This window comes from Streptomyces sp. NPDC003247 (assembly GCF_042888135.1).
Classification (GTDB): domain Bacteria; phylum Actinomycetota; class Actinomycetes; order Streptomycetales; family Streptomycetaceae; genus Streptomyces.
Genome location: NZ_JBIAPF010000005.1, coordinates 22,847 through 45,589, shown reverse-complemented (window position 1 = coordinate 45,589; position 22,743 = coordinate 22,847). Strand labels below are relative to the sequence as shown.

At 73.2% G+C, this 22,743-nt stretch carries 16 protein-coding genes; 11 read left to right on the top strand and 5 right to left on the bottom strand.

The features are described 5' to 3' along the window. Positions 1-24: 24 nt before the first annotated feature. Genes ACFYWQ_RS17825 through ACFYWQ_RS17815 form a run of 3 tightly spaced genes read right to left on the bottom strand, consistent with a single transcriptional unit; the run spans position 25 to position 3,226 of the window. On the bottom strand, positions 25-924 hold the full coding sequence (locus tag ACFYWQ_RS17825) for a sugar ABC transporter permease (RefSeq protein WP_389518311.1): 900 nt from the start codon (positions 922-924) through the stop codon (positions 25-27). After that, the gene (locus tag ACFYWQ_RS17820; protein WP_389517549.1) at positions 918-1,928 is read right to left on the bottom strand and encodes a carbohydrate ABC transporter permease; all 1,011 of its coding nucleotides are present in this window, start codon (positions 1,926-1,928) and stop codon (positions 918-920) included. The genes ACFYWQ_RS17825 and ACFYWQ_RS17820 overlap by 7 nt, the downstream gene beginning before the upstream one ends. 23 nt (positions 1,929-1,951) lie before the next feature. Beyond that, positions 1,952-3,226, bottom strand: coding sequence for an extracellular solute-binding protein (locus tag ACFYWQ_RS17815; protein WP_389517547.1), 1,275 nt, complete (start codon positions 3,224-3,226; stop codon positions 1,952-1,954). A 385-nt stretch (positions 3,227-3,611) separates the two neighbouring features. Here ACFYWQ_RS17815 and ACFYWQ_RS17810 point away from each other — a divergent pair, with 385 nt between their 5' ends. Continuing rightward, positions 3,612-4,700, top strand: a complete 1,089-nt coding sequence (locus tag ACFYWQ_RS17810; protein ID WP_389517545.1) for a LacI family DNA-binding transcriptional regulator — start codon at positions 3,612-3,614, stop codon at positions 4,698-4,700. A gap of 396 nt (positions 4,701-5,096) precedes the next feature. Here the strand turns inward: ACFYWQ_RS17810 and rfbB are convergent, their stop codons facing one another. After that, positions 5,097-6,074 (bottom strand): dTDP-glucose 4,6-dehydratase, encoded by a 978-nt coding sequence (gene rfbB, locus ACFYWQ_RS17805; protein ID WP_389517543.1) that lies wholly within the window; start codon positions 6,072-6,074, stop codon positions 5,097-5,099. Continuing rightward, positions 6,071-7,135, bottom strand: coding sequence for a glucose-1-phosphate thymidylyltransferase (locus tag ACFYWQ_RS17800; protein WP_389517541.1), 1,065 nt, complete (start codon positions 7,133-7,135; stop codon positions 6,071-6,073). Before ACFYWQ_RS17800 ends, rfbB begins: the two co-directional genes overlap by 4 nt. 265 nt (positions 7,136-7,400) lie before the next feature. Here ACFYWQ_RS17800 and ACFYWQ_RS17795 point away from each other — a divergent pair, with 265 nt between their 5' ends. The 10 genes from ACFYWQ_RS17795 to malQ are packed head-to-tail and all read left to right on the top strand — an operon-like array spanning position 7,401 to position 22,737. Further along, positions 7,401-8,693 carry an aspartate aminotransferase family protein gene (locus ACFYWQ_RS17795; protein ID WP_389517539.1) on the top strand — a complete coding sequence of 431 codons (1,293 nt, stop codon included), beginning with the start codon at positions 7,401-7,403 and terminating at the stop codon, positions 8,691-8,693. Next, positions 8,690-9,772 (top strand): ATP-binding cassette domain-containing protein, encoded by a 1,083-nt coding sequence (locus tag ACFYWQ_RS17790; RefSeq protein ID WP_389517537.1) that lies wholly within the window; start codon positions 8,690-8,692, stop codon positions 9,770-9,772. Before ACFYWQ_RS17795 ends, ACFYWQ_RS17790 begins: the two co-directional genes overlap by 4 nt. Beyond that, entirely contained in the window at positions 9,769-10,578 is an 810-nt protein-coding gene (locus tag ACFYWQ_RS17785; RefSeq protein ID WP_389517535.1) for an ABC transporter permease, read from the top strand. Before ACFYWQ_RS17790 ends, ACFYWQ_RS17785 begins: the two co-directional genes overlap by 4 nt. Next, positions 10,575-11,462: an ABC transporter permease gene (locus tag ACFYWQ_RS17780; RefSeq protein WP_389517533.1), complete on the top strand. Its 888-nt coding sequence runs from the start codon at positions 10,575-10,577 to the stop codon at positions 11,460-11,462. Before ACFYWQ_RS17785 ends, ACFYWQ_RS17780 begins: the two co-directional genes overlap by 4 nt. Positions 11,463-11,469: 7 nt before the next feature. Further along, positions 11,470-13,035: a hypothetical protein gene (locus tag ACFYWQ_RS17775; RefSeq protein ID WP_389517531.1), complete on the top strand. Its 1,566-nt coding sequence runs from the start codon at positions 11,470-11,472 to the stop codon at positions 13,033-13,035. Between the two features lie 2 nt (positions 13,036-13,037). Beyond that, positions 13,038-15,137: a glycogen/starch synthase gene (locus ACFYWQ_RS17770; protein WP_389517529.1), complete on the top strand. Its 2,100-nt coding sequence runs from the start codon at positions 13,038-13,040 to the stop codon at positions 15,135-15,137. Continuing rightward, complete coding sequence (locus ACFYWQ_RS17765) at positions 15,130-16,299, top strand: sugar phosphate nucleotidyltransferase (RefSeq protein ID WP_389517527.1); 1,170 nt, start codon at positions 15,130-15,132, stop codon at positions 16,297-16,299. The genes ACFYWQ_RS17770 and ACFYWQ_RS17765 overlap by 8 nt, the downstream gene beginning before the upstream one ends. Then, positions 16,296-17,216 (top strand): carbohydrate kinase family protein, encoded by a 921-nt coding sequence (locus ACFYWQ_RS17760; RefSeq protein WP_389517525.1) that lies wholly within the window; start codon positions 16,296-16,298, stop codon positions 17,214-17,216. Before ACFYWQ_RS17765 ends, ACFYWQ_RS17760 begins: the two co-directional genes overlap by 4 nt. 11 nt (positions 17,217-17,227) lie before the next feature. Beyond that, positions 17,228-20,662 carry a Cof-type HAD-IIB family hydrolase gene (locus tag ACFYWQ_RS17755; RefSeq protein ID WP_389517523.1) on the top strand — a complete coding sequence of 1,145 codons (3,435 nt, stop codon included), beginning with the start codon at positions 17,228-17,230 and terminating at the stop codon, positions 20,660-20,662. Next, positions 20,659-22,737 (top strand): 4-alpha-glucanotransferase, encoded by a 2,079-nt coding sequence (gene malQ, locus ACFYWQ_RS17750; RefSeq protein ID WP_389517521.1) that lies wholly within the window; start codon positions 20,659-20,661, stop codon positions 22,735-22,737. The genes ACFYWQ_RS17755 and malQ overlap by 4 nt, the downstream gene beginning before the upstream one ends. Positions 22,738-22,743 lie beyond the last annotated feature (6 nt).

Below are 22,743 nucleotides of genomic sequence, written 5' to 3'. Positions count from 1 at the left end.
TCTTCTCTTCCTGCGAGAGGACGGTCAGGACTTGGTGGCGCCCGCGGTGAGCCCCGAGACGAGGTGCCGCTGGACGAGGCCGAAGACGATCGCGGCGGGAACCGCGATGATCACGGCGGCGGCGGTCAGGGATCCCCAGTCGCTCGTGTACTGGTTGACGAAGGTCTGGAGACCGCCGGCGAGCGTGAGGTTCTCCTCCCCGGTCATGAACGCGGAGGCGTAGGCCACCTCGGCCCAGCCGGTGATGAAGGTGTAGAACGCGGTGACCGCCAGGCCCGGCTTGGCCAGCGGCAGCACCAGCCGCCAGAACGTGCCGAACGGGGTGAGCCCGTCGACCCGGCCGGCCTCGTCGATCTCCACCGGGATGCCGTCGAAGTAGCCCTTCATCATCCAGGCGCAGAACGGCACGGCGACGGTGAGGTAGGTGACGACCAGGCCCAGCGGCTGGTTGAGCAGCCCCAGGCCGGCCAGCAGGTTGTACAGCGGGACGATCAGGACCGCGACCGGGAACATCTGGGTGAGCAGCAGCATCCACATCAGCGGGCGCATGCCGGGGAATCGGAAGCGGCTGACCGCGTAGCCGGTGGTGGCGGAGATGAAGACACCGACCAGGGTGGTCAGGCCGACGACGAGCAGGGAGTTCTGGAGCCAGGCGAGGAAGTCGGTGTCCTGCACGACATGGCGGTAGTTGCCCAGCGTGAAGTCCTTGACCAGCGAGGTGTCGAACGCGTCGGACTTCGGCTTGAACGAGGTCACCACCAGCCACAGCGGCGGGAACACCGCGACGACGGCGGCCACCAGCAGGCCCGCGTGCAGTCCCGCCGAGGCGATCAGGGGGCGTTCGCCGCGCCCGCGGCCCCCGCGCCGCGGGGCGGTGGTCGCTGCGGCACCGGCGGGTGCGGTCGGGGTCGTGTCGGTCACCAGACGTCTCCCTGCTTGCGGAGCGCGCGGCGGTAGCCCGCCGCGAAGAGGGCGAGGAGGAGCAGGATCAGCACGCCCCAGGCGGCGGATCCGGCGTAGTCGCGCGGGCTGATGACGAAGGACAGCCGGTAGGCGTAGGTCACCAGGATCTCCGTGGCGTCGCCCGGTCCGCCCCGGGTCAGCAGGAAGATCACCGGGAACATGTTGAACGTCCAGATGGCGCTGAGCAGGACGACCGTGCTGGAGACCGAGCGCAGTCCGGGCAGGGTGATGTGCCGGAACCGCTGCCAGGGGCCGGCCCCGTCCATCTCGGCCGCCTCGTACAGGTCGGCGGGGATCGCCTGGAGTCCGCCGAGGAGGGCGATGAGCATGAACGGGACGCCGAGCCAGACGTTGACGGCGATGACGGAGATCTTCGCCCAGGTCGGGTCGTTGAGCCAGGAGACCTGCTCGAAGCCGGCGCCGGTGAGCAGCGTGTTGAACAGCCCGCTGCGTTCGTTGAACAGCAGCCGCCAGGTGAAGACGGACACGAACGCCGGGACGGCCCAGGGCAGGATCAGCGCGGTGCGGTAGACGCCGCGGCCGGCGAGCTTGCGGTTGAGCATGACGGCCAGGACCAGGCCCAGTCCGAAGGAGAGCGCCACACAGGTGACCGTCCACACGACGGTCCAGGTGAGCCGGTCCCAGAAGACGTCGTCGGTGAGGATCGACGTGTAGTTGTCGAGTCCGACGTTGTCGTACGTGGCCGGGATGTGGTTGACGCCGATGGTGCGCTCGACGTTGGCCTCGTTGGCGTCGGTGAAGGAGAGGTAGAAGCCGCGGGCGAGGGGGTAGCCGATGATGACGCCGATCACGATCACCACGGGGGCGACCATGCTCCAGGCGTACCAGTGGGTGGCCAGGGCGCGGCGCAGCCGGCCCGGGTGCTTGCCGGTGCTGCGGCGGCGACCGCCGGGAGCCGGGGCTCCCGTGGTCTCCACCGTCGACCGGGTGGTGTCGACAGCCATGGGTGGGTCAGCCTTCCCGGGACCTACTGGTAGTCCTTGAGGAGCTTGCGGTAGGCCTCGCCGTTCTCCTCGGCGGCCTGCTGCGGAGTGGTCTTGCCCGCCAGGACGTTCGCCATCTGGACGCGGATCGACTCGAACAGGGCGTTGCCCTGGGCGATCCAGGGGCGCTCGACGGCCTTGTCGACGGCGGGCTTGAAGAACTTCACCATCTCGTTGCCCGCGACGGACGGGACCTCGTACACGGAGGCGCGCGTGGGCAGCAGGCTGAGCTTCTCGGTGGTCTGCTGCTGCACCTTCGCCGAACTCATGTACTTCACGAAGGCGTAGGAGGCGTCCAGGTTCTTCGAGCCGGCGTACACCGACAGGTTCCAGCCGCCCTGCGGGGAGCCGGCCTTGACGCTGCCGGCCGGGACGGGGGCGACACCGAGGTTGGCCGGGTCCTCGAACTTCTGGCCGCTCTTGACGTCCTCGATGGCCCAGGGACCGTTGATCATCATCGCGACCTTGCCCGACTTGAAGGCGTTCTGCATGTTGTTCCAGCCGTCGGCCGCGTCCGTGATGGCCGCCTTGCTGTCGACCAGGTCCTTCATGGCCTGGTAGGCCTTGACGCCGGGCTCGTCGTCGATGGTGATCTTCTTGGCCTCCTCGTCGACCAGGTCGCCGCCCTCGCCGTAGAGGTAGGGCAGGAACCAGTACGGGTCGTCGCCGCGCAGGTAGAGGCCGGTGGCGCCGGTCTCCTTCTCGATCTTGGTGGCCGCGGTCTTCAACTCGGTGAGGGAGGTGGGCACTTCGACGCCGGCGTCCTCGAGCAGCTGCTTGTTGTAGAAGAGCGCCAGGGTGTCGATCACCTGGGGCACCGCGTAGGTCTTGCCCTCGTACTCGGTGCTGGCCGCCGCCTGGGGGAGGTAGTCCTCCTCGTCGTCGAGCGCGGCGGTGCCGTCGAGCGGGGCGAGGTAGCCGATGCTGGCGAAGTCCGCGACCCAGGCGACCTCGGTGCGCATCACGTCGGGGGCGCCGGAGTTGCCGCCGGCCGCGTTCTTGAACTTGGCGTTCGCCTCGCCGAAGGGCACGTTGACGTACTTGACGTCGACCTTGGGGTGTTCCTTCTCGAAGGCCTCGGCGAGCGCCTGGTAGGTCGCCTTCTCGGCCTCGTTGGAGGTGTCCCAGAAGGTGACGGTGCCCGAGAGCTCCTTCCCGGAGCCGCCGCCCTTGGTGCTGTCGTCGCTGTCCCCGCCACAGGCCGTCGCCGTCAGGGCGACGGCTGCGATCAGCGCGGTGGCCACAATGCCACGCCGCATGTGAACTCCTTCGACTGGGTCCCGGAAGAGGGCGGGGGCGCACGTCGCCTCCCGCTGGCCGCTGCCTCGCGGCGCCGGGTAGCCAGGAACGTAACAGGGTTGAAAAGTTCCCGAAAGGTCTTGCGGCAAGTTACAGCAAGTAGATTCCGGCCAATTTTCCTTGTGCTGGAAGGGAGTTGGCCGAACACCGGCACACGCCGGACCAGTCGTGACGACTCCGACCGGAGGCGCGACCTCCCGAATCACCCCTTCCGTACCCTATCAGTACGCACAGGTTCTGTAAGTGTTTTCTGCAAGTACCGAGCGGGAGGTGTGAAGCAACGCGAGGGCAACGTGTGGGCAACGCGGTGGGCAACGCGGTGGCCAACAGGTACAGTCCACTGCCATGACCGCGCGACTCGCCGACATCGCAGCCCGGGCGGGGGTCAGCAAGGCCACAGTCAGCCGCGTGATCAACGGTGCGCGTGGCGTCGCCTCGGACACCCGCGCGTCCGTCCTCGCCGCGCTCGACGTCCTCGGCTACGAACGGCCGCCCCGACTGCGGCCGCGCGCGGACCTGGTGGGGCTCGTCACCCCCGAGCTGGACAACCCGTTCTTCCCCGCGCTGGCCCAGGTCATCGGACAGGCGCTGACCCGCCTCGGGCGGACCCCGGTCCTGGCGGCCCAGAGCCCGGGAGGGTCGACGGAGGACGAGCTCACCGACATGCTGGTGGCCCGGGGAGCGGCCGGGATCATCTTCGTCTCCGGCATGCACGCCGACACCACCGCCGACACCGCCCGCTACGACCGGCTGCACGAGGAGAAGGTGCCCTTCGTCCTCATCAACGGGTTCTCCCCCGCCATCCGGGCGCCGTTCGTCTCTCCCGACGACCGCTTCGCCATGGCCCTGGCGGTGACCCATCTGACGGCACTCGGGCACACCCGGATCGGACTGGCGCTCGGGCCCGAGCGGTTCGTGCCGGTGCAGCGCAAGATCGAGGGCTTCCGCAGCGCCGTACGGGAGCAGTTGGGGCTGCCGGCCGAGGCGGCCGCCGAGCTGATCCGGCACTCCCTGTTCACCCTGGAGGGCGGCCAGGCCGCGGCGTCGGCGCTGCTCGACCAGGGGTGCACGGCCGTCGTGTGCGCCAGCGACATGATGGCGCTCGGCGCCGTCCGCAGCGCACGGCAGCGCGGGCTGAGCGTACCCGGGGACGTCTCGGTGATCGGGTTCGACGACTCGCCCCTCATCGCCTTCACCGATCCGCCGCTGACGACGATCCGGCAGCCGGTGCAGTCCATGGGGCAGATCGCCGTCGAGGCGCTGATGGAGGAGATGGCCGGGAACCCCTCCCCGCACACCGAGTTCGTCATCATGCCCGAGCTGGTGGTCCGGGGGTCGACCGCGTCCGCGCCGCACGGGCGGCGGCCGGCCGCACGGAACGGACGGCCGCGCCGGACGGACGGCCCCGCAGGACTGACGGTCGCGCGGGACTGACGGCCGCACGGGACTGACGGCCGCACGGGACTGACGGCCGCACGGAACGGACGGCCGCACGGAACGGACGGCCCCGCAGGACTGACGGCCGCACGGGATTGACAGCCCCGCCGGACTGACGGCCGCGCAGGATTGACAGCCCCGCGGGACGGACGGCCCCGCGGGACGGACGGCCGCCGACCGCACGCCGTGACTGAACGCCGCGACCGGACACCGGGGCCGCACGCCAGGGCCGGACTCAGGGGCCAGGCACCTGGGCCAGGCACCTGGGCCAGGCACCGGGGCCGGACACCACGGCGGTCCGTTCGCGGTCGGTCGTACCGGACCGCGACGCGGCACGCGACGCGGCACGCGACCCGGCCCGCGCCCCGGCCCCCGACCGGTACGGCCGGTGCTCTACCGCGCCACGAGCAGGGAGCGCCACCAGTCGGGGTGGCGCTTGTACCACTCGGCGGTCGCGGCCAGGTCGGCGGCGAAATCGCTGCGCGGGTGGTAGCCCAGCTCGGTGGTGATCTTGGTGTGGTCCACCGCGTAGCGGCGGTCGTGCCCCTTGCGGTCCTCGACGCTGACGATCCGCTCGGGGCCCGCGCCGCACAGCGCGAGCAGACGGTGGGTCAGGTCGAGGTTGGTGAGCGAGGTGCCGCCGCCGATGTTGTAGATCTCGCCCGGCCGGCCCGACAGCCGGACCAGTTCGAGCGCGCGGACGTGGTCGTCGACGTACAGCCAGTCGCGGATCTGGAGGCCGTCGCCGTAGAGCGGGATGGTGCCGCCCTCCAGGAGGGCGGTGAGGAAACGCGGGACGAGTTTCTCGGGGTGCTGGTACGGGCCGAAGTTGTTGGAGCAGCGGGTGACCCGGACGTCGAGGCCGTGGGTGTGGTGATGGGCCAGGGCGATCAGGTCGGCGGCGGCCTTGGAGGCCGCATAGGGCGACGACGGGCGCAGCAGGTCGGTCTCCTTCGCCGCGCCGGTCGGCAGCGATCCGTACACCTCGTCGGTGGAGACCTGCACGAAGGTGCGCACTCCGTGCCGCAGGGCGGCGTCCAGCAGGACCTGGGTGCCGACCACGTTGGTCCGGGTGAAGTCGCCGCCGTCCGCGATGGAGCGGTCGACGTGCGACTCCGCCGCGAAGTGGACGACCTGGTCGTGCCCGGCCATCAGCGCCGCCACCAGCGACGCGTCGCACACGTCGCCCTGGACGAAGGTCAGGTCGGGGTGGGCGGACACCGGATCGAGGCGGGCCACGCTGCCCGCGTAGGTGAGCTTGTCCAGGACGGTCACGGCCGTGCCGCCGGGGCCGTCCGGGCCGAGCAGGGAACGGACGTAGGCGGATCCGATGAAGCCGGCTCCGCCGGTGACGAGGATGCGTGAGCTCATGAGGTGAGGTGCACCTTGCTGTGGTCGCCGATCACGAGACGGTGGGCTTGCGGGGGACGGGGGGCCTGCCCCACCACGGCACCGCGGCCGATGAGGGAGGCCTCGATGCGGACGGCCCCCTCCACCTGGGCGCCGCGCAGCAGGACAGAGTACTCGATGGCGCTGTCCTCGACCCGGCAGTCCTCCCCGATGGAGGTGTACGGCCCCACGCTGGAGTTGCTGATGACGGCGCCGGCGCCGATGACCACCGGGCCCACCACGCGCGAGCCGCGCACGACGGCGCCCTCGGCGACGCGGACCCGGCCGACCAGGGTGCTGGCCGGGTCGACCTTGCCCTCGACAGCGCCCTCCAGCCCGTCGAGCACCTCGCGGTTGGCCTCCAGCATGTCCTCGACGCTGCCGGTGTCCCGCCAGGGCCGGGTGGTGACGATGGCGCGCACCGGCAGGCCCTGGTCGACCATCCACTGGATGGCGTGGGTGATCTCCAGCTCGCCGCGCGCGGAGGGGCGGATGGCGCGCACCGCCTCGTGCACGGCCGGGCTGAACGCGTAGACGCCGATGAGGGCGAGGTCGCTGCGGGGGGTGTCGGGTTTCTCCTCCAGGCGCAGCACGCGGCCGTCGGTGTCCACTTCGGCGACGCCGAAGGTGGACGGGTCGGCGACGGGGGTGACCAGCAGCCGGGCCTCGGCGGGTCCGGCGGTGCCGCGCACCAGCTCGGTGACGCCCTGGGGGAGGTAGTTGTCGCCCAGGTAGAGCAGGAAGTCGTCGTCGCCCAGGAAGTCGCGGGCGATCAGGACCGCGTGCGCCAGTCCCAGGGGCTTCGGCTGGGCGAGGTAGGTGATCCGCAGGCCGAAGGCGCTGCCGTCACCGGTCAGTTCGCGGATCGAGGGGCCGTGGTCGCCGACGACGACCCCGACGTCACGGATGCCGGCCGCCGCCAGGGACTCCAGGGCGTAGAACAGCACGGGCTTGTTGGCGATCGGCAGCAGCTGCTTCGCGCCTGAGTAGGTGAACGGCCTGAGCCGACTACCGGTGCCCCCCGCCAGGACCAGCGCCTTCACCTCGGCCTCCAGGGTAACGAGGCCGTCTGAAGGTGTTGTGCTCTCACGGATCCCTCCTCGGGCAAGAGGCGTGGTGCGGCCGGAAGGCCACCACGACTCAAGCAGAGCCGAGCAAGCGACCGCAAGGGTCAACTGAAAGTTTCAGCAACTGCTTGCGATCTCTGTGCCAGGGTGTTTGACTCACTTCTCGCACCGCCAACGGCGTTGTCCTGCAACGCATTTCGCGGATTTCGCAAGGCAGTCCGTCCACCCACTGGGGGCCGCAGTGACAGGTTTCCGGCAAGCCCGGCAACTGGAGAGAGAGGCCCGGCATCTCGCGCCCGGCGCCTCCGAGGAGGCCGAGCACGGGCGCCGGGTGTTCGCCGAGGGCAAGGGGCCCGTCCTGACCGACCTCGACGGCAACCAGTACCTCGACTTCGCCGCCGGCACCCTGACCCAGTCCCTGGGCCACGGCCACCCCGAGGTCGTCGAGGCGCTCACGGCACAGGCGCACCGGCTGTGGAACGTCCACGACAGCGCGACACCGGACCGCGCCGACCTGCTCGACCTGCTCGCCCGGCTGCTCCCCGACCACCTCGACACCTACGCCTTCTTCTCCACCGGCGCGGAGGTCGTGGAGGCGGCCCTGCGGGTCGTGCAGTCGACGGCCGCGCCGGGCCGCAACCGGATCGGCGCACTGCGCCACGGCTTCCACGGCAAGACCATGGGCGCCCGGATGCTGGTGCACTGGGACGTCGGCCACCAGGCGTTCAGCGGCAACAGCGTGCTCGGCTACGCGCCCTACTGCTACCGCTGCCCGCTGGAACTGGAGTACCCCTCCTGCGACGTGCGCTGCGCCTCGCTGGTGCGCCGGCACATCGCTTCCAAACCGAACGTCTCCGCGCTGGTCTTCGAGCCCGTGCTCGGCGCCGCGGGAGTGATCGTGCCGCCGCCGGGCTACTGGGAGCGGATCGGCGAGGCCTGCCGCGACAACGGGGTGCTCCTGGTCGCCGACGAGGTGCTCACCGGCGGCGGGCGCACGGGCGCCTTCCTCGCCAGTGAGCGCATCGGCGTCGAACCGGACCTGGCGATGCTGGCCAAGGGCACCGCCAACGGGTTCCCGTTCGCCGTGCTGGCCGGCCGCTCCGCGCTGCTGCGCAGGCCGGAGGCCGCCACCCCGGGGGCGTACGCGTCGACGTTCGCGAGCAACCCGCTCGGGATCGCCGCCGCCCGCGCCACCCTGGAGGTCATCGAACGCGACCGGCTGATCGAGCGCGTGGACACCCTCGGCGCGCTGCTGGAGGACCGGCTCGCACAGCTGCACCGCCGGTTCGACCAGCTCGGCCAGGTCCGCGGGCTGGGACTGCTGTGGGGGCTGGAGTTCGTCACCGACCGCGACAGCCGGACCCCCGCGCCCGACATCGCCCGCGCCGTCTACACCACCGCCCTCGACCTGGGGCTCAGGGTCGCGCTGGGCGGGCACGTACTGCGCCTGGCGCCGCCCTTCACCATCGACGAGGCCCTCCTGGAGCAGGGCGTGGCACTGCTCGGCGAGGCCATCGAGCGGGTGGTCGCGTGATCGTCGCCGACCACCTCGTCAAGGAGTTCCGGCTGGCCGAGCGCAAACCCGGCCTGCTCGGCAGCGTCTCCACCCTGTTCACCCGCCGGCACCGCATCGTCCGCGCCGTCGACGACGTCTCCTTCGAGATCCCGGCCGGCACCAAGACCGCCTACATCGGCGCGAACGGGGCCGGCAAGTCGACCACCATCAAGATGCTCACCGGCATCATGACCCCGACCTCGGGCCGCTGTCTGGTCGGCGGCCTGGAGCCCTACCGCAACCGGCAGCTCAACGCCCGCCGCATCGGCGTGGTGTTCGGCCAGCGCAGCCAGCTGTGGTGGGACCTGTCGGTCCCCGACTCCTTCCGCATCCTGCAACGCATCTACGACATCCCCGAACCGGTCCACCGCCGCAACCTCGCCCTGTTCAGCGAACTCCTCGACATCGACGCGCTCGGCACCACCCCCGTGCGGCAGCTCAGCCTCGGCCAGCGCATGCGGGCCGAGATCGCGGCGAGCCTGCTGCACGACCCCGAGGTGCTGTTCTGGGACGAGCCGACCATCGGCCTGGACATGGTCCTCAAGGACGCGGTGCGCGAGCTGGTCAACCGCGCCCACCGGGAGCTGGGCACCACCGTGGTGCTCACCAGCCACGACATCGCCGACATCGCCGCGATCTGCGACAGCGCCCTGGTCGTCGACCACGGCCGGGTGGTCCACCAGGGCTCCCTGCACGACCTGTTACGCACCTCCGGTCACCGCTCGGTCGTCTTCGACCACCGTGACGGCACCTCGGTGCCGGCGGCGCTGCACACCATCGAGGCGGGACTGCCGGGGGTGCGCGCCGTGCCCGGCGACGACGGCCGGATCCGCGTGGAGTACCCGACCGGCGAGTACACCTCCCGGCAGGTGCTCACCTTCCTGCTGGACCGCTTCGACCTCGCCGACTGGTACGCCCCCGAACCGGACCTGGAGGACGTGCTGCGGCAGATCTACGGCCGCTCCCGCACCTCCCGGCCCACGAGCGGCACTGCGGCGAGCGGCACTGCGGCGAGCGGCAAGACAGACGACGGCGCGGTGCGGAACGGCACCGCGTGAGGAGCCGCCTGCGCGCCTACGCGCCCTTCGCCACCAGCGGACTCCAGTCGCTGCTCCAGTACCGCTCCATGTTCGCCATGACCGCGATGACCGCCGCGGCGGGCGCCGCCGTCACCGTCTTCCTGTGGCGGGCCGTGTACGCCGGGAACCCCGGCACCGGACCCGGCGGCTTCGACCAGCGGAGCATCACCACGTACCTGCTGGTGGCCCAGCTCCTCCAGGTGCTGCACACCAACCGGGTGGACGACGAGGTCGCCGCCGAGGTCTACCGGGGTGACGTGGCGGTGATGCTGGTGCGGCCCGTCAGCTACCCGGTGATGCGGTTCTTCGCCTGCCTTCCGGTGGTGGGGGCCAACGCCGTCCTGGTCGGCGTACCGGTGCTGGGGCTCTTCGCGCTGCTGGTGCCGCTCACCGCTCCCCGGCCGCTGGACCTGCTGCTGTTCCTGGTCTCCACCGCCCTGTCCGTGCTCCTGGCGTTCTGCGTGAACCTGCTGACCGGCATGACCGGCTTCATCACCACCAACACCTGGGGTGTGCGGATGGTCAAGCAGAGCGTGGTGGGCTTCTTCGCGGGCCAGCTGGTGCCCCTCGCGCTGATGCCCGGACCGCTGGAGACGCTCGCGCGGGCCCTGCCGTTCAGCGGCATGGTGGACGGCCCGCTCACCCTGCTGCTGGGCCGGTACGACGGCTGGACGGCCGCCGCCGGGGTGCTGGCCGGGCAGCTGGTCTGGGTGACCGTGCTGACGCTGCTGTGCGCGGCGCTGTGGCGAGCCAGCCTCGGCCGGCTGGAGGTGCTCGGCGGATGACACCCACCGAACCCACCCCGTACGGCGGACGCACGGCACCCGCCGGGCGGACGCCCGCCCCGGGGACGGCACCCGCGGCACGGGCGGTCCGTACCCTGATCCGCTACCTACGGCTCTCGCTCTTCCTCGGCGGGGTCGGACTGCACCGGCTGACCGCCTACCGCATGGACTTCCTGCTGGGCGCCGGGGCGTTCCTGGTCCGGGTCGGCCTCCAGACCGCCGTCGTCGGACTGGTCTTCCGCCAGGTGCCCGCCGTGGGCGGCTGGTCGTACCACGAGGTGCTGTTCCTGCTCGGCTTCTCGCTGCTGCCGCGCGGACTGGACCACCTGTTCACCGACCAGCTGTGGGAGCTGGGCCGCAAGCTCGTCCAGCGCGGGGAGTTCTACCGGTACCTGATCCGGCCGGTGAACCCGCTGTTCTCCCTGCTGTCGGAGCGGTTCTTCCATCCCGACGGGCTCGGGGAGCTGATCGTCGGGGTGGTCCTGGTGGGCTACGCCGGATCCGAGCTTGGTCTGTCGCCGACCCCGGAGCAGTGGCTGCTGGCACCGCTGCTGGTGCTGTGCGGCGCCGTCATCCACACCTCGGTGAAGCTGTTCTTCGCCTCACTGTCCTTCTGGACCGTGACGAGCCTGCCGTCGATGTACGCGGCGAGCCAGGTCTCGGAGTTCGCCGCCTATCCGCTCGACATCTACCACCCCTCGCTGCGCGCACTGCTGACCTGGGTGCTGCCGTTCGCCTTCACCGCGTACGTGCCGAGCACCTATCTGCTGCACGGCGAGACCGGGCTGCTCGGCTGGCTGCCCGTGGTGACCGCCGGCGCGCTGGCCCTCGCCCTGGCCGTGTGGCGGCGCGGCGTCAACACCTACGAGACGACGGGGAGCTGACTCGCCCATGACGGACAACGACGCACTGGGGGCCCTGCTGCGCGCGGCCCCGTGGATGAGCGAGGACGGCCGGCGGGCCGACCGCTTCGCGTGCACCGACCAGGTGGCGCTCGACGAGCACACCCGTCTGCTGGTGGTGACCGCCGTCGGCGGCCCGGCGTCGGGGCAGCGGTACTTCGTACCGGTCCGGGCCGGGGCGTCCGCCGCGGCGGACCCGACAGATACGGCGGGTACGGCGGACCCGGCAGGTACGACAGGTACGGCAGGTACGGCTGGCACGGCTGGTACGGCGGGCGCGGGCGGGCTGGAGGAGGCCCACGGCGCCCTGGGGTTCGACCGGGCCGCCTGGCGGGCGGTCGGGGCCGGAGCGGAGCTGCGGACCGCCCGGGGCGGCAGCGTCCGCTTCCGCGGCGCGGGCCCGGCGGCCGGCCCGCTGCGCCGGCTCCCCTTCGAGCGCGGCTGGTCCTCCAACGCCCTGTCGCTCCTGGAGACCGGGGGCACGGCGTACGTGCACAAGACCTACCGGCGGCTGGACGAGCCGGTCCGCGAACCGGAGCTGCTGCGGCTGATGAACGGCACCGGCCGCACCCCCGACTGGGCCGGCGACTACGTCTACGTCGACCCCGCCGACGGCACCCGGCACCCGCTCGGCGTGTTCTACCGCTACGCCCCGGGCGACGGCGTCGACACCCCGCTCCGGGAGAACATGCGCTCTCTGTGGCCGAAGGTGGCCGAAGGTGCTGCCGGCAGCGACGTCGAGCGGACGGTCCGCGACCATCTGCGGCCGCTGGCGGGCAACCTGCGCGACGCCGGACGGTTCCTGACCGGGTTCCACCGCGACCTGGCCGCCCGGCTCGGCGGCGGCACCCCGCGTCCGTACCCGGTGCTCGACGCGCTGGCCCGCGCCGAGGCCCGGCTGACCGGCCTGGAGCAGGTGGACATCGCGCTCCCGCCCGGCGTCCGCGCCGCCGCCTTCGAGGCGCTGCGGGCCGAGTGCGCCGCGCTGCGCGCCGGGTTCGAGAGCCGTCCCACCGCCTTCCCGTCCGCTCCCGCCCACGGTGACCTGCACCTGTCCCACCTGCTGTGCCGGCCGCGCGACGACGGCGGCTGGTCGATGCAGGTGATCGACATGTCGACCCCGGCGCTCGGCCCGGACGAACCGGGGTGGGCGGCGCAGTCCCCGGTGCAGGACCTGGTCGCGGTCGAACGGGCCCTGGAGTACTTCACCGCCGACGAGGCCGCCTTCGAGAGCGCCGGACGGCTCGGCATCGACTCCCTGGAGACCATGACGGGCGCGCTGGACGGTGCCGCCGACTGGCCGGACGGGCCGCGCGCCGTACTGCGCCGGGTCTTCCACGCCGCCGACGTGTGGCGGGCCCAGGTGCTGCGGCTGCTGCTCGGCCCCACCTCCCCCGACCCCCTGCGCCGCCTGCTGTACCTGGCGCGGCTGCTGCACGAGCTCGCCTACAACGGCGACCACGCCCGCCCCTACCACGCCGCGATCGACCTGCGCCACGCGCTGATGACCGCCGCGCACGCCCCGGCCCCGACCCCCACCTCAGCGAGGACGTGAACGTGACCGTGCCCGAACCCCGCATGCACATCGTCGAGACGTACTTCGAATGCTGCGGTTTCGACCACACCTTCCTCCAGGGCGGCACCTCGGTGTACCTGTGGAACCTCTCCCGGGCGTTCGCCGCCCGCGGCCACCGGGTCTCCATCGTCACCCCGGCCCACGGCCGGCTGGACGACCTGCGGAGCCGGTACGAGGTCGAGGACCTGGACTACTCCGACACCTACACCCTGCCGCTGGTGCTCGACCCCGACGTGTGGCGGGACTTCCCCGCCGAGGCGGAGCTGGAGCTCACCACCACCGCGCACCGCATCCGGCTCGACGGCGTCGACCTGTACTTCCTGTCCAACGACTACCTGAACCGGCTCCCGGACACCTTCTACCCGCCGTACTCGGCCAAGGGGCGGGACCTGGTCTTCTTCAAGCCGCTCGTCTTCCAGGTCGACAGCGTGCGCTTCCTGCGCAGCTGGTTCGGCGACGAGAAGACCCTGGTGCACGCCCACGAGCCGTACTACCACTACCTGCTGCCGGCGGCGCTGCGCGACGACCCGCTCAAGCCGGTGGTGAGCACGGTGCAGAGCAACATGCCGATCACCAAGAAGGTCTACGGCCCGAAGGTGCGCCGGCTGCTGGAGCTGCTGGGCGCCGAGGTGCCCCTGCCGCTGGACCCGCCGCCCGCCGGGGAGCGGCCGGACGTGGTCCGCCAGTACCAGCAGCTGACCCATCTGCACTACGACTACCCGCCCGACCACGTGGCCCTGTACCGGCTGATCCTCGACCACGCCGACCTGGTCGACTTCCTCTCCCCCGGCCAGCTGGACTTCTACGCCTCCTTCCGCGACACGCCGTTCGAGGCCCTCTTCCGGGAGCTGCCCATCGCCGGCGCGGTGCGCGACAACGCGCACAAGATGTTCGTCGGCGGCTGCGCGATCTCCGACCGGTGGCTGGCCTGGGACCCGGCGGAGGTGGACCGCGAGGAGGTGCTGTCCGGCCTCGGACTGGACCCGGCGCTGCCCACGTTCTTCCACAACGCGCGCTACGCCCTGCACCACAAGGGCCAGCTGGAGCTGGTGCGCGCGGTGGACCGGGTGCTCGGCGAGGGCCTCGCCGCCAACTTCGTGCTGCGCTGCATCTCCGGCGCCCCGCTGGACGACCCGTACTTCCGGGAGGTGGCCGACCGGCACAAGGGACGCCTGTACCTGGAGTCGGAACGGGTCGACGAGCGGCGGGTGTTCGAGTACGCCGCGTCCAGCGACTTCTGCCTGTTCCCGTCCAAGTTCGAGATGGACACCTTCCTCATCGCCCAGGGCGAGGCGATGGTCTGCGGGGCCGTCCCGATCGCCACCGCCCAGCAGGGCATGGCCCACTTCGGGCACGCCCTGACCGGGCCGGACGCCACCGGGTTCGCGGTGAACCGCTCGTTCGCCGAGGACGACACCCTGCTCACCGACGCCCTGGCCGACCGGATCCACGAGGCGGTCACCCTGTGGGCCGAGCGGCCGGAGCGGTACCGCGAGCTGGCCGGGCGCGCCGCCGCGGTCGCCCGGAGGTTCACCTGGGAGCACTGCGCGGACCTGCACCTCGCCGCGTTCCGCCGGCTCTGGGAGGGCGAACCGGCCGTCCTCCCCGCCGAACGGGCCCTGCGGCACGGCTGGTTCGACCTGCTGGCGGACGACGAGCTCACCGAGGAGGCCCTGCTGCTCCACGGCGACCTCACGGCCTACGAGCGCCTCGCGCCGGTCGACGCGGCGGTCGCGCGGCGGTTCTTCGACGCCGCCTGGGAACGGGCCGACTTCGCGGCCTGCGAGCGGATCGCGGACCGCTTCCCCGAGGCGGTGCCGGACGACCTGCGGCGCGCCCTGCGCGAACGCCACCGTGTCGGCGACGGCGTCCTGACCTACCGGCTCCCGCACGCGGAACGGGTGGAGCTGGTCACCCCGGCCGCCCGGAACGGCGCGGCACCCCGCGCCGTGCCCTCCGTACGGCGGCTGGAGCGCACCGCGCCGGGTGTGTTCGAGGGGCCCGCGCCCGAGCCGGACGCGCGGCTGCTGCTGACGCTGAACACCGGCCGCGTCACCTGGGACGAGGTGCGGCATGGCTGAGCGGAACACGGTGCGCGCCGTGCTCCTCGCGGGCGGCGAGGGCCGGCGGATGGGCCCGCTGGGCACCGGCCGGCTGAAGCCGCTGGTGCCGTACGGCGGGGCCTGCCGGCTGATCGACTTCAGCCTGGCGGGCGCGCGCTCCTCCGGCCTGGGCGAGGTGCTCCTGCTGTCCCAGTACGAGGAGCGCCGGCTCATGGACGACCTGCACCGGGTGTGGAACCGGGACGCGGACTTCCGGGTGCACTTCGGGCCGTACGACCGGGCCTACCGGGACGCGGGCGACGCGCTGCCCCGGGAGCTGCCCGAGCGCACCTGGCCGGCCGAGCGGGGCACCGCGGACGCGCTGATCCGCAAGGCCGAGTACGTCTTCGGCGGCGGCCCCGAGCAGGTGCTGGTGCTGCACGCCGACCACGTCTACCGCTTCGACCACGGGCCGCTGATCGCCGCCCACCGGGCGTCGGGGGCCGCGCTGACCGTGGCGTACCAGCGGATCGAGCGGCGCTGGGTGCATCTGTTCGGGATGGTCCGCTTCGACGCGGCGGGCCGGCTCACCGAGTTCACGGAGAAGCCCGCGGAGCCGACGAGCGACCTGGTGTTCGCCGCGTTCTGCGTCTTCGACGCGGCCGTCCTGCGCCGTTACCTGGAGAAGCTCGACGGCACCGACTGGCAGCACGACATCAGCCGGGACGTCATCCCGGCGATGCTCGCGGCCGGGGAGCACATCCGCGGCTACGAGGTGGCCAGCCACTGGGAGGACATCGGCACCGTCGAGCGCTACCACCGGGCGCACCTGAGACTGGCCGCCGACGGCCCGCGCTCCGGTCTGCCGGTCGAACGGATGCCCTGGACGGTCCGGCCGGACGTGGCCCGCGGCTGGGTGGCCGATGCCCCGGGGGTGACGTCGTCGTTGGTCCCGGCGGACCTCGTCAACGAAGGCCGGGTGGAGCACAGCGTGCTCTTCCCCGGTGTCCGCGTCGGGGCGGGCGCACGGGTCCGGCGCAGCGTGCTGCTGCCCGGGGTCACCGTCCCGCCGGGCAGCGACATCGACTCGGCGGTGGTCCTGGAGAACGGACACGTCCAGCAGGTCGCGCACGCCGCGGCCGCCCCGGACACCACAGCGGTCGGGGACACCGCCGCAGTCACGGAAGGAACCCGCACATGAGCCTGCCCCCCTACGACGTCCTGGTGGTCGGCGGCGCCGGCGTGGACACCGTCGTACGCGTCGAGACGCTGGAGGTTCCGCCGGGGGACTCGCTGCACGTCCCGCCGGTGTACGACTACGTCGCGCACACCGGCAACGGCGTGGCGCTCGGCTGGCACGCCCTCGGACTCAGGACCAAGTTCATCGACTTCCTCGGCGACGACCCGCAGGGCCACGCGGTGCTCGCCGCCTACGCCGAGCGCGGCCTGGACTTCAGCCACCTGGTGTCGCCGTACGGCACCCCGCGCGGCATCAACCTGGTCGACGCGCAGGGCCGCCGGTTCTCCTTCTACGACTCCCGGCACCCGGAGGACCTGCGGCTGCCCCGCTCGTTCTACCTGCCGCACCTGGAGCGGGCCCGCCATGTGCACCTGTCGATCGTCGGCCACAACCGCGACATGTACGAGGACGTCCACCGTCTCGGCGTGACCAGCTCCACCGATCTGCACGACTGGGACGGGGCCAACCCCCACCACCTCACCTACGCCCTCGCCTCCGACTACGTGTTCCTCAGCGCGGCCGCCCTGCACGGCCGGCTCGACGAGGTGCTGCACCGGATCGTCGACGAGGGCCGGGCCCGGCTCGTGGTGGCCACCGACGGCGCGGCGGGCTGCCATCTGCTGGAGCGCGGCGCGGACGAGCCCCGGCACTTCCCCGCGGTGCGGCCGGAGCGGCCGGTGGTCGACACCAACGGCGCGGGCGACGCGTTCGTCACCGCCTTCCTGCACGCCCTGCTGGAGGGGCGGTCCCTGGACGACTGCGTGCTGGCCGGTTCCGTCGCCGGCGCCTTCGTCTGCGGGAGCGCCGGCACCCACACCGAGTTCATCGATCTGCCCGGTCTGCGCGCGGCCAGCGCCCGCGCCGTCCGGGCCGGATGAGGAGCCCTCAGGTGCACATCATCGCCTTCTCCTTCGAGTGCGGCGGGTTCGACAACCGGCTGATGCGCGGTGGTCTCTCGCCCCTCGTGTGGAACCTCTCCCGCGAGTACGCCGCCCGGGGCCACCGGGTGTCGCTGGTGACCCCGGCCCACGGCCGGCTGGACACGCTGCGCGAACGCTTCGACCTGGAGGAGCTGGACTACCGGGTCACCGACACGGTGCCCCTGGTGCTGGATCCGAAGACCTGGCCGGAGCAGCCGCCGACGGTCGACCTGCGGCTCACCACGACCGCCCACCTGCTGCGGCTGGACGGTGTGGACGTCTACTTCCTCTCCAACGCCCACCTGGACCTGCTGCCGGACCGGCTCTATCCGCCGCCCGGCACCGAGGGCCGGGACCTGGCCTTCTTCAAGTCGCTGGTGTTCCAGGTGGACGGACTGCGCTTCGTCCGGCGCCATCTGGGCGACGCGTCCGGCGAGCCGGCCGTGGTGCACGGCTTCGAGCCGTACTACCACTACCTGCTGCCCGCCGTCCTCGCCGGCGACCCCCGGTACCGGACGGTGAGCACGGTCGCCGCCAACGCCCCCGTCACGCAGAAGGTCTACCGCCCCCAGGTGGAGCGCCTGCTGGAGCTGTTCGGCGCGGACGCCACCGGCCTGGACGCCCTGGACGGGCCGCCGCCCGCCGAGGACTCCCCCGAGGCCACGGTGGCGCGGGCGCTGGCCGGAACCCGGATGCACGTCGAGCACGGGCCGGACCACGTGGGCCTGTTCCCGCTGGTCGCCGCGTACGCCGACCTCGTCGACTACGTCTCCCCGGGCCAGCTGCGGTACTACAGCACCTTCGAGGGCACGCCCGTGGAGCCGCTGTTCGCGCCGCTGCCGGTGGCGCGGCTGCTGCGCGAGCGGTCGCACAAGCTGCTGGCGGGCGGCTGCGCCGTCTCCGACAGCTGGCTGGAGCGCGACCCCCGGGCGGTGGACCGGGACGCGGTGCTGCGCGGGTTCGGCCTCGATCCATCGCGGCCCGTCTTCTACCACGCGGCCCGCTACGCGGTGCACCACAAGGGGCAGCTGGAGCTGATGCGGGCCGTGGAGGACGTCCTCGCCGCCGACCCGGACGTCAGCTTCCTCATCCGCTGCTCGACGGGGGGCGGTGCGGACGACTCGGCGACCGTGGCGAACGCCGCGTTCCAGGCGGTCGCCGACCGGCATCCGGGGCAGGTGCGCCTGGACTGGCGGCTGGCCGACGAGGACACCCTGTTCGAGGAGGCGGCCTGCGCCGACTTCTGCGTCTTCCCGTCCAAGTACGAACTGGACGGCTTCCTGATCGCCCAGGCCGAGGCCATGGCGTGCGGGGCGGTGCCGATCGCGACCGCGCAGCGGGTGACCGGCCACTTCGGCCACGACCGGCCGGTGGACGACCCCGACGCCACGGGTTTCTCCGTGCGCGGCTCGTTCCGGGACGACGACGCGGGCCTGGCGGTGGCGCTCGCGGAGCGAATACGGGAGGCCGTGGCGGTGTACCGCACGGCACCCGAGACCTACGCCCGGCTGTCGGCGAACTCCCGGCGCACCGGCCGCTCGTTCACCTGGGCGCGCAGCGCCGGGACACGGCTGGCGGCCTACGGACGGCTCCTGCGTGACGAGGCGGGCCCGCTGCCCGTCGGGGAACTGCTGGAGCTCGGCTGGCTGGACCGGCTCCCGGAGTCCGCCTGGACCGACCACCGCGACCGTGTCGAACGGGTCGCCCTGGAACGCGGTGACGCCACCGCCTACGCCCGGGTGCTGGGCGTCGAGGTCACCGCGCTCGGCGCCGACGCCCTGGGCCGGCTCTTCGAGGCCGCCCACCGGCGCGCGGACTTCGCCCGCTGCGCCGAGATCGCCCGGCTGTCCGGCCGCCCCGAGCTGACGGACCGGCTGACCGGACGCTGCCGGCTGACCCGCGCCGCGGACGGCACCTGGCACGTGCGGTACGTCCATCCCGGGGCCGCCCACGTCGACGTGGCGGTGGACGCGGGGGCGCCGGCGGCCGGGCCGGGCGGCGTCCGGGGCGCGACGGTCCCCGACGCCGGGGACCGGCCCGGCGGGACGGATGTCACGGACGCGTCGGAAGCCTCGGACGCCTCCGGCGCCGGGCCGCACCGGCCGCCGAACCCTTCCGCGCCAGGGCAGACGCCGGCCCCGGCGGCCGGCGCGGTGCCCCTGGACGTGCCGGTTCCCGTCGGCGGGGAAGCCGCCGTACCGGCGGCGGCCTCCGTGGGCACCCGGCCGCCGCAGCCGCACGGCGGCGGCACCGGCCCGCGGGCGGACGCCCCGCAGGGCGCCGCGCCGGCCGCGCGGACCGGTGGCGACCCCACAGCCGCACGGACCGGCGGCGAGCCCGCAGCCGCGCGGACCGGTGGCGGTCCGGCGGCCGTCCCCTCCGGGCCGGATCCCGTCCGGGAGTCCGCCACCGAGGCCCTCGCCTCCGACGAGCCGGTGCCCGCCGACGGCGGGGCCGCCCTGATGCCCCTCGTGCCCGACGGCGCCGGAGGCTTCACCGGCGTCCTCGACGGGCCGCCCGTGGGGCGCCACCTCGTCGCCCAGGTGACGCTGCGGACGGGCCGGGTGGCCTGGGACGCCGTCCCCGTCCCGGCGCCGCCCTACCGGGTCGTCGCCACCGACCTGGACGGGACCCTGCTGCGCAGTGATCTGACGGTCTCCGAGCGCACCCGCCGCGCGCTGGCCCTCGTCCACGCGTCGGGCGCCCACCACCTGGTGGTCACCGGGCGTCCCGCGGTCGCCTGCAAGCAGCTGCTCGACAGCATCGGCTACCGGGGACTGGCCGTGTGCGGGCAGGGCGCGCAGCTCTACGACGCCGGCGCCGACCGGCTGCTGTCCTCGCAGCCCCTGGACCTGGACCTGGCCCGCGAGGTCGTCGCCCGGGTCGAGGGCGCGCTGGGCCGGGTGGAGCTGGGCATCGTCACCTCGCCGCCGGAGAGCAGGTTCAAGGTCACCCCCGGGTTCGGCGAACGCGTCCGGCACGGCTGGGACCTGACGACCGATCCGGCCCTGCTCTGGAACACGCCGATCGACAAGCTGATCCTGCACCACCCCGAGGTGGACGAGGACCGGCTGGCCGCCACCGCACGGGAGGTGATGGGGGACGCGGTCACCGTCGTGCACTCGGTGAAGGGCATGGTGGAGATCCTCCCGGCCGGCACGGACAAGGGCACCGGTGTCGCCCGCGCCGCCCGACTGCTGGGCTTCACCGGCGCGGACACCATCGCCTTCGGCGACATGCCCAACGACATCCCGCTGCTGGCCTGGGCGGGGCACGGGGTCGCCATGGCCGGCGGCCACCCGGAACTGCGGGCGATGGCCGACGAGATCGCGCCCGCCCATGACGAGGACGGCGTCGCCGCGGTCCTGGAACGCCTGTTCAGCGCACCGGAGGTCCGCCCATGACGTCGTACGCCCCGCCGGGTCCCGCGCCGGACGGCGCGCTGCGGGAACTGGCCCGCCGCAACGGCATCGCCACCGACTACACCACCGACCGGGGACGGCGGATCACCGTCCCGTCGGACACCCTGGTCGCCGTGCTGGCCGCGTGCGGGGTCGACGCGGCCGACGAGCGCGCGGCCCGGGACGTCCTCGCCGGCGGGCACGGTCCGGCCGCGGGCCGCCTGCTGCCGCCCTGCGCCGTGGTGCGCGCCGGTTCGCCAGCCGGGGTGCCGCTGCCGCCCGGGGCGCGGGCGCACGTCGCCCTGGAGGACGGCGGGCGGGCCGAGGTGTCCGCCGCGCTGCCGCCGGGCCGTCACGTCCTGCACGTGCGCACCGGGACACGGGAGGAGTCGGCCCCGCTGCTGGCGGTGCCCGACCGGGTGCCGGTGCCCGACCGGCGCGACTGGGGCTTCCTCGTCCAGCTCTACTCCGTCCTGTCGCGCCGTTCCTGGGGCATGGGGGACCTCGGCGACCTGGCCGAGCTCGCCGCCTGGTCGGGCCGTGCGCTGGGCGCCGGCTTCGTCCAGCTCGGCCCGCTGCACGCGATGGAGCCGGGCGCCCTGCCGGACCCGTCGCCGTACCGGCCGAGCTCCCGGCGGTTCACCGACCCGATGCACGTACGGGTGGCGGCGGTGCCGGAGTACCGGGAGCTGAGCGGCCCGGCCCGCGAGCTGGCGGACTCCTGCGCCGCCCGGGCGCGGGAGCTCAACGACCGGGTGCTGCGCGGGGAGACGCTCATCGACCGGGAGACGGTGCGCGCGCTGAAGCACCAGGCGCTGCGCCTGGTGCACGCGGTGCCGCTCGCCCCGGCGCGCCGGGCGGCGTTCGAGGCCTTCACCGCACGCGAGGGACAGGACCTCACCGACTTCGCCACCTGGTGCGCGCTGGCCGAGGTGCACGGCGGGGCCTGGCGTTCCTGGCCGGCCGCGCTGCGCGACCCGCGGTCGGCGGCGGTGGCCGCGGCGCGCGAGGAGCTCGCGGACGCCGTCGGGTTCCACCGCTGGCTGGCCTGGATCACCGACGAGCAGCTCGCCGCGGCGCAGCGCACGGCCAGGGAGGCGGGCATGGGCATCGGCCTGGTCCACGACCTGGCGGTGGGGGTGGCCCCGGAGGGCGCCGACGCGTGGGCGCTCCAGCACTGTCTCGCGGACGGGATGAGCGTGGGCGCGCCGCCCGACGACTTCAACCCGCACGGCCAGGACTGGGGCCAGCCGCCCTGGCGGCCCGACGCGCTGGCGGCGGAGGGGTACCGGCCGCTGGCCGCGCTGCTGCGGGCCGGCATGCGGCACTCGGGGGCCCTGCGGGTCGACCACGTCATGGGCCTGTTCCGGCTGTGGTGGGTGCCCGAGGGCCGGCCGCCGTCGGAGGGGACCTACGTCCGCTACGACGCGGAGGCGATGCTCGGGGTGCTGCTGCTGGAGGCGCACCGGGCCGGCGTCCAGGTGATCGGCGAGGACCTCGGCACGGTCGAGGCCGGGGTCCGCGAGGAACTGGCGGCGCGCGGGGTGCTCGGCACGTCCGTGCAGCGCTTCGAGTACCTGGGCGGCTCCGAGGGCCGGCACGGCCCGCTGCCCGCCGCGGAGTGGCGGACGAACTGCCTGGCCACGCTCACCACGCACGACCTGCCGACGACCGCCGCGTGGCTGAGCGGCGAACACGTCGACCTGCGGTCCCGGCTGGGGCTGCTGACCCGCCCGGAGACGGAGGAGAAGGAGGAGGCCGCCGCCGAACGGGACGGCTGGCTCGCCGAGCTGCGCCGGGAGGGCCTGCTGCCCGACCCGGACGGGGAGGTCGTGGCCCTGCACCGCTTCCTGGCCCGCACCCCGTCGCGGCTGCTGGGGGTGTGGCTGCCGGACGCGACGGGGGACCGCCGTCCGCAGAACCTGCCCGGCACGGCGACGGTGCACCCCAACTGGCGGCTGCCCGTGGCCGACCCGGACGGCCGTCCGGTCCCGCTCGACGATCTGCCCGGCCACCCCCGGGTGCAGGCCATCGCCCGTGTGTTCACCGCGGATGAACCGCGCCGACCGACCAATTGAGGAGAG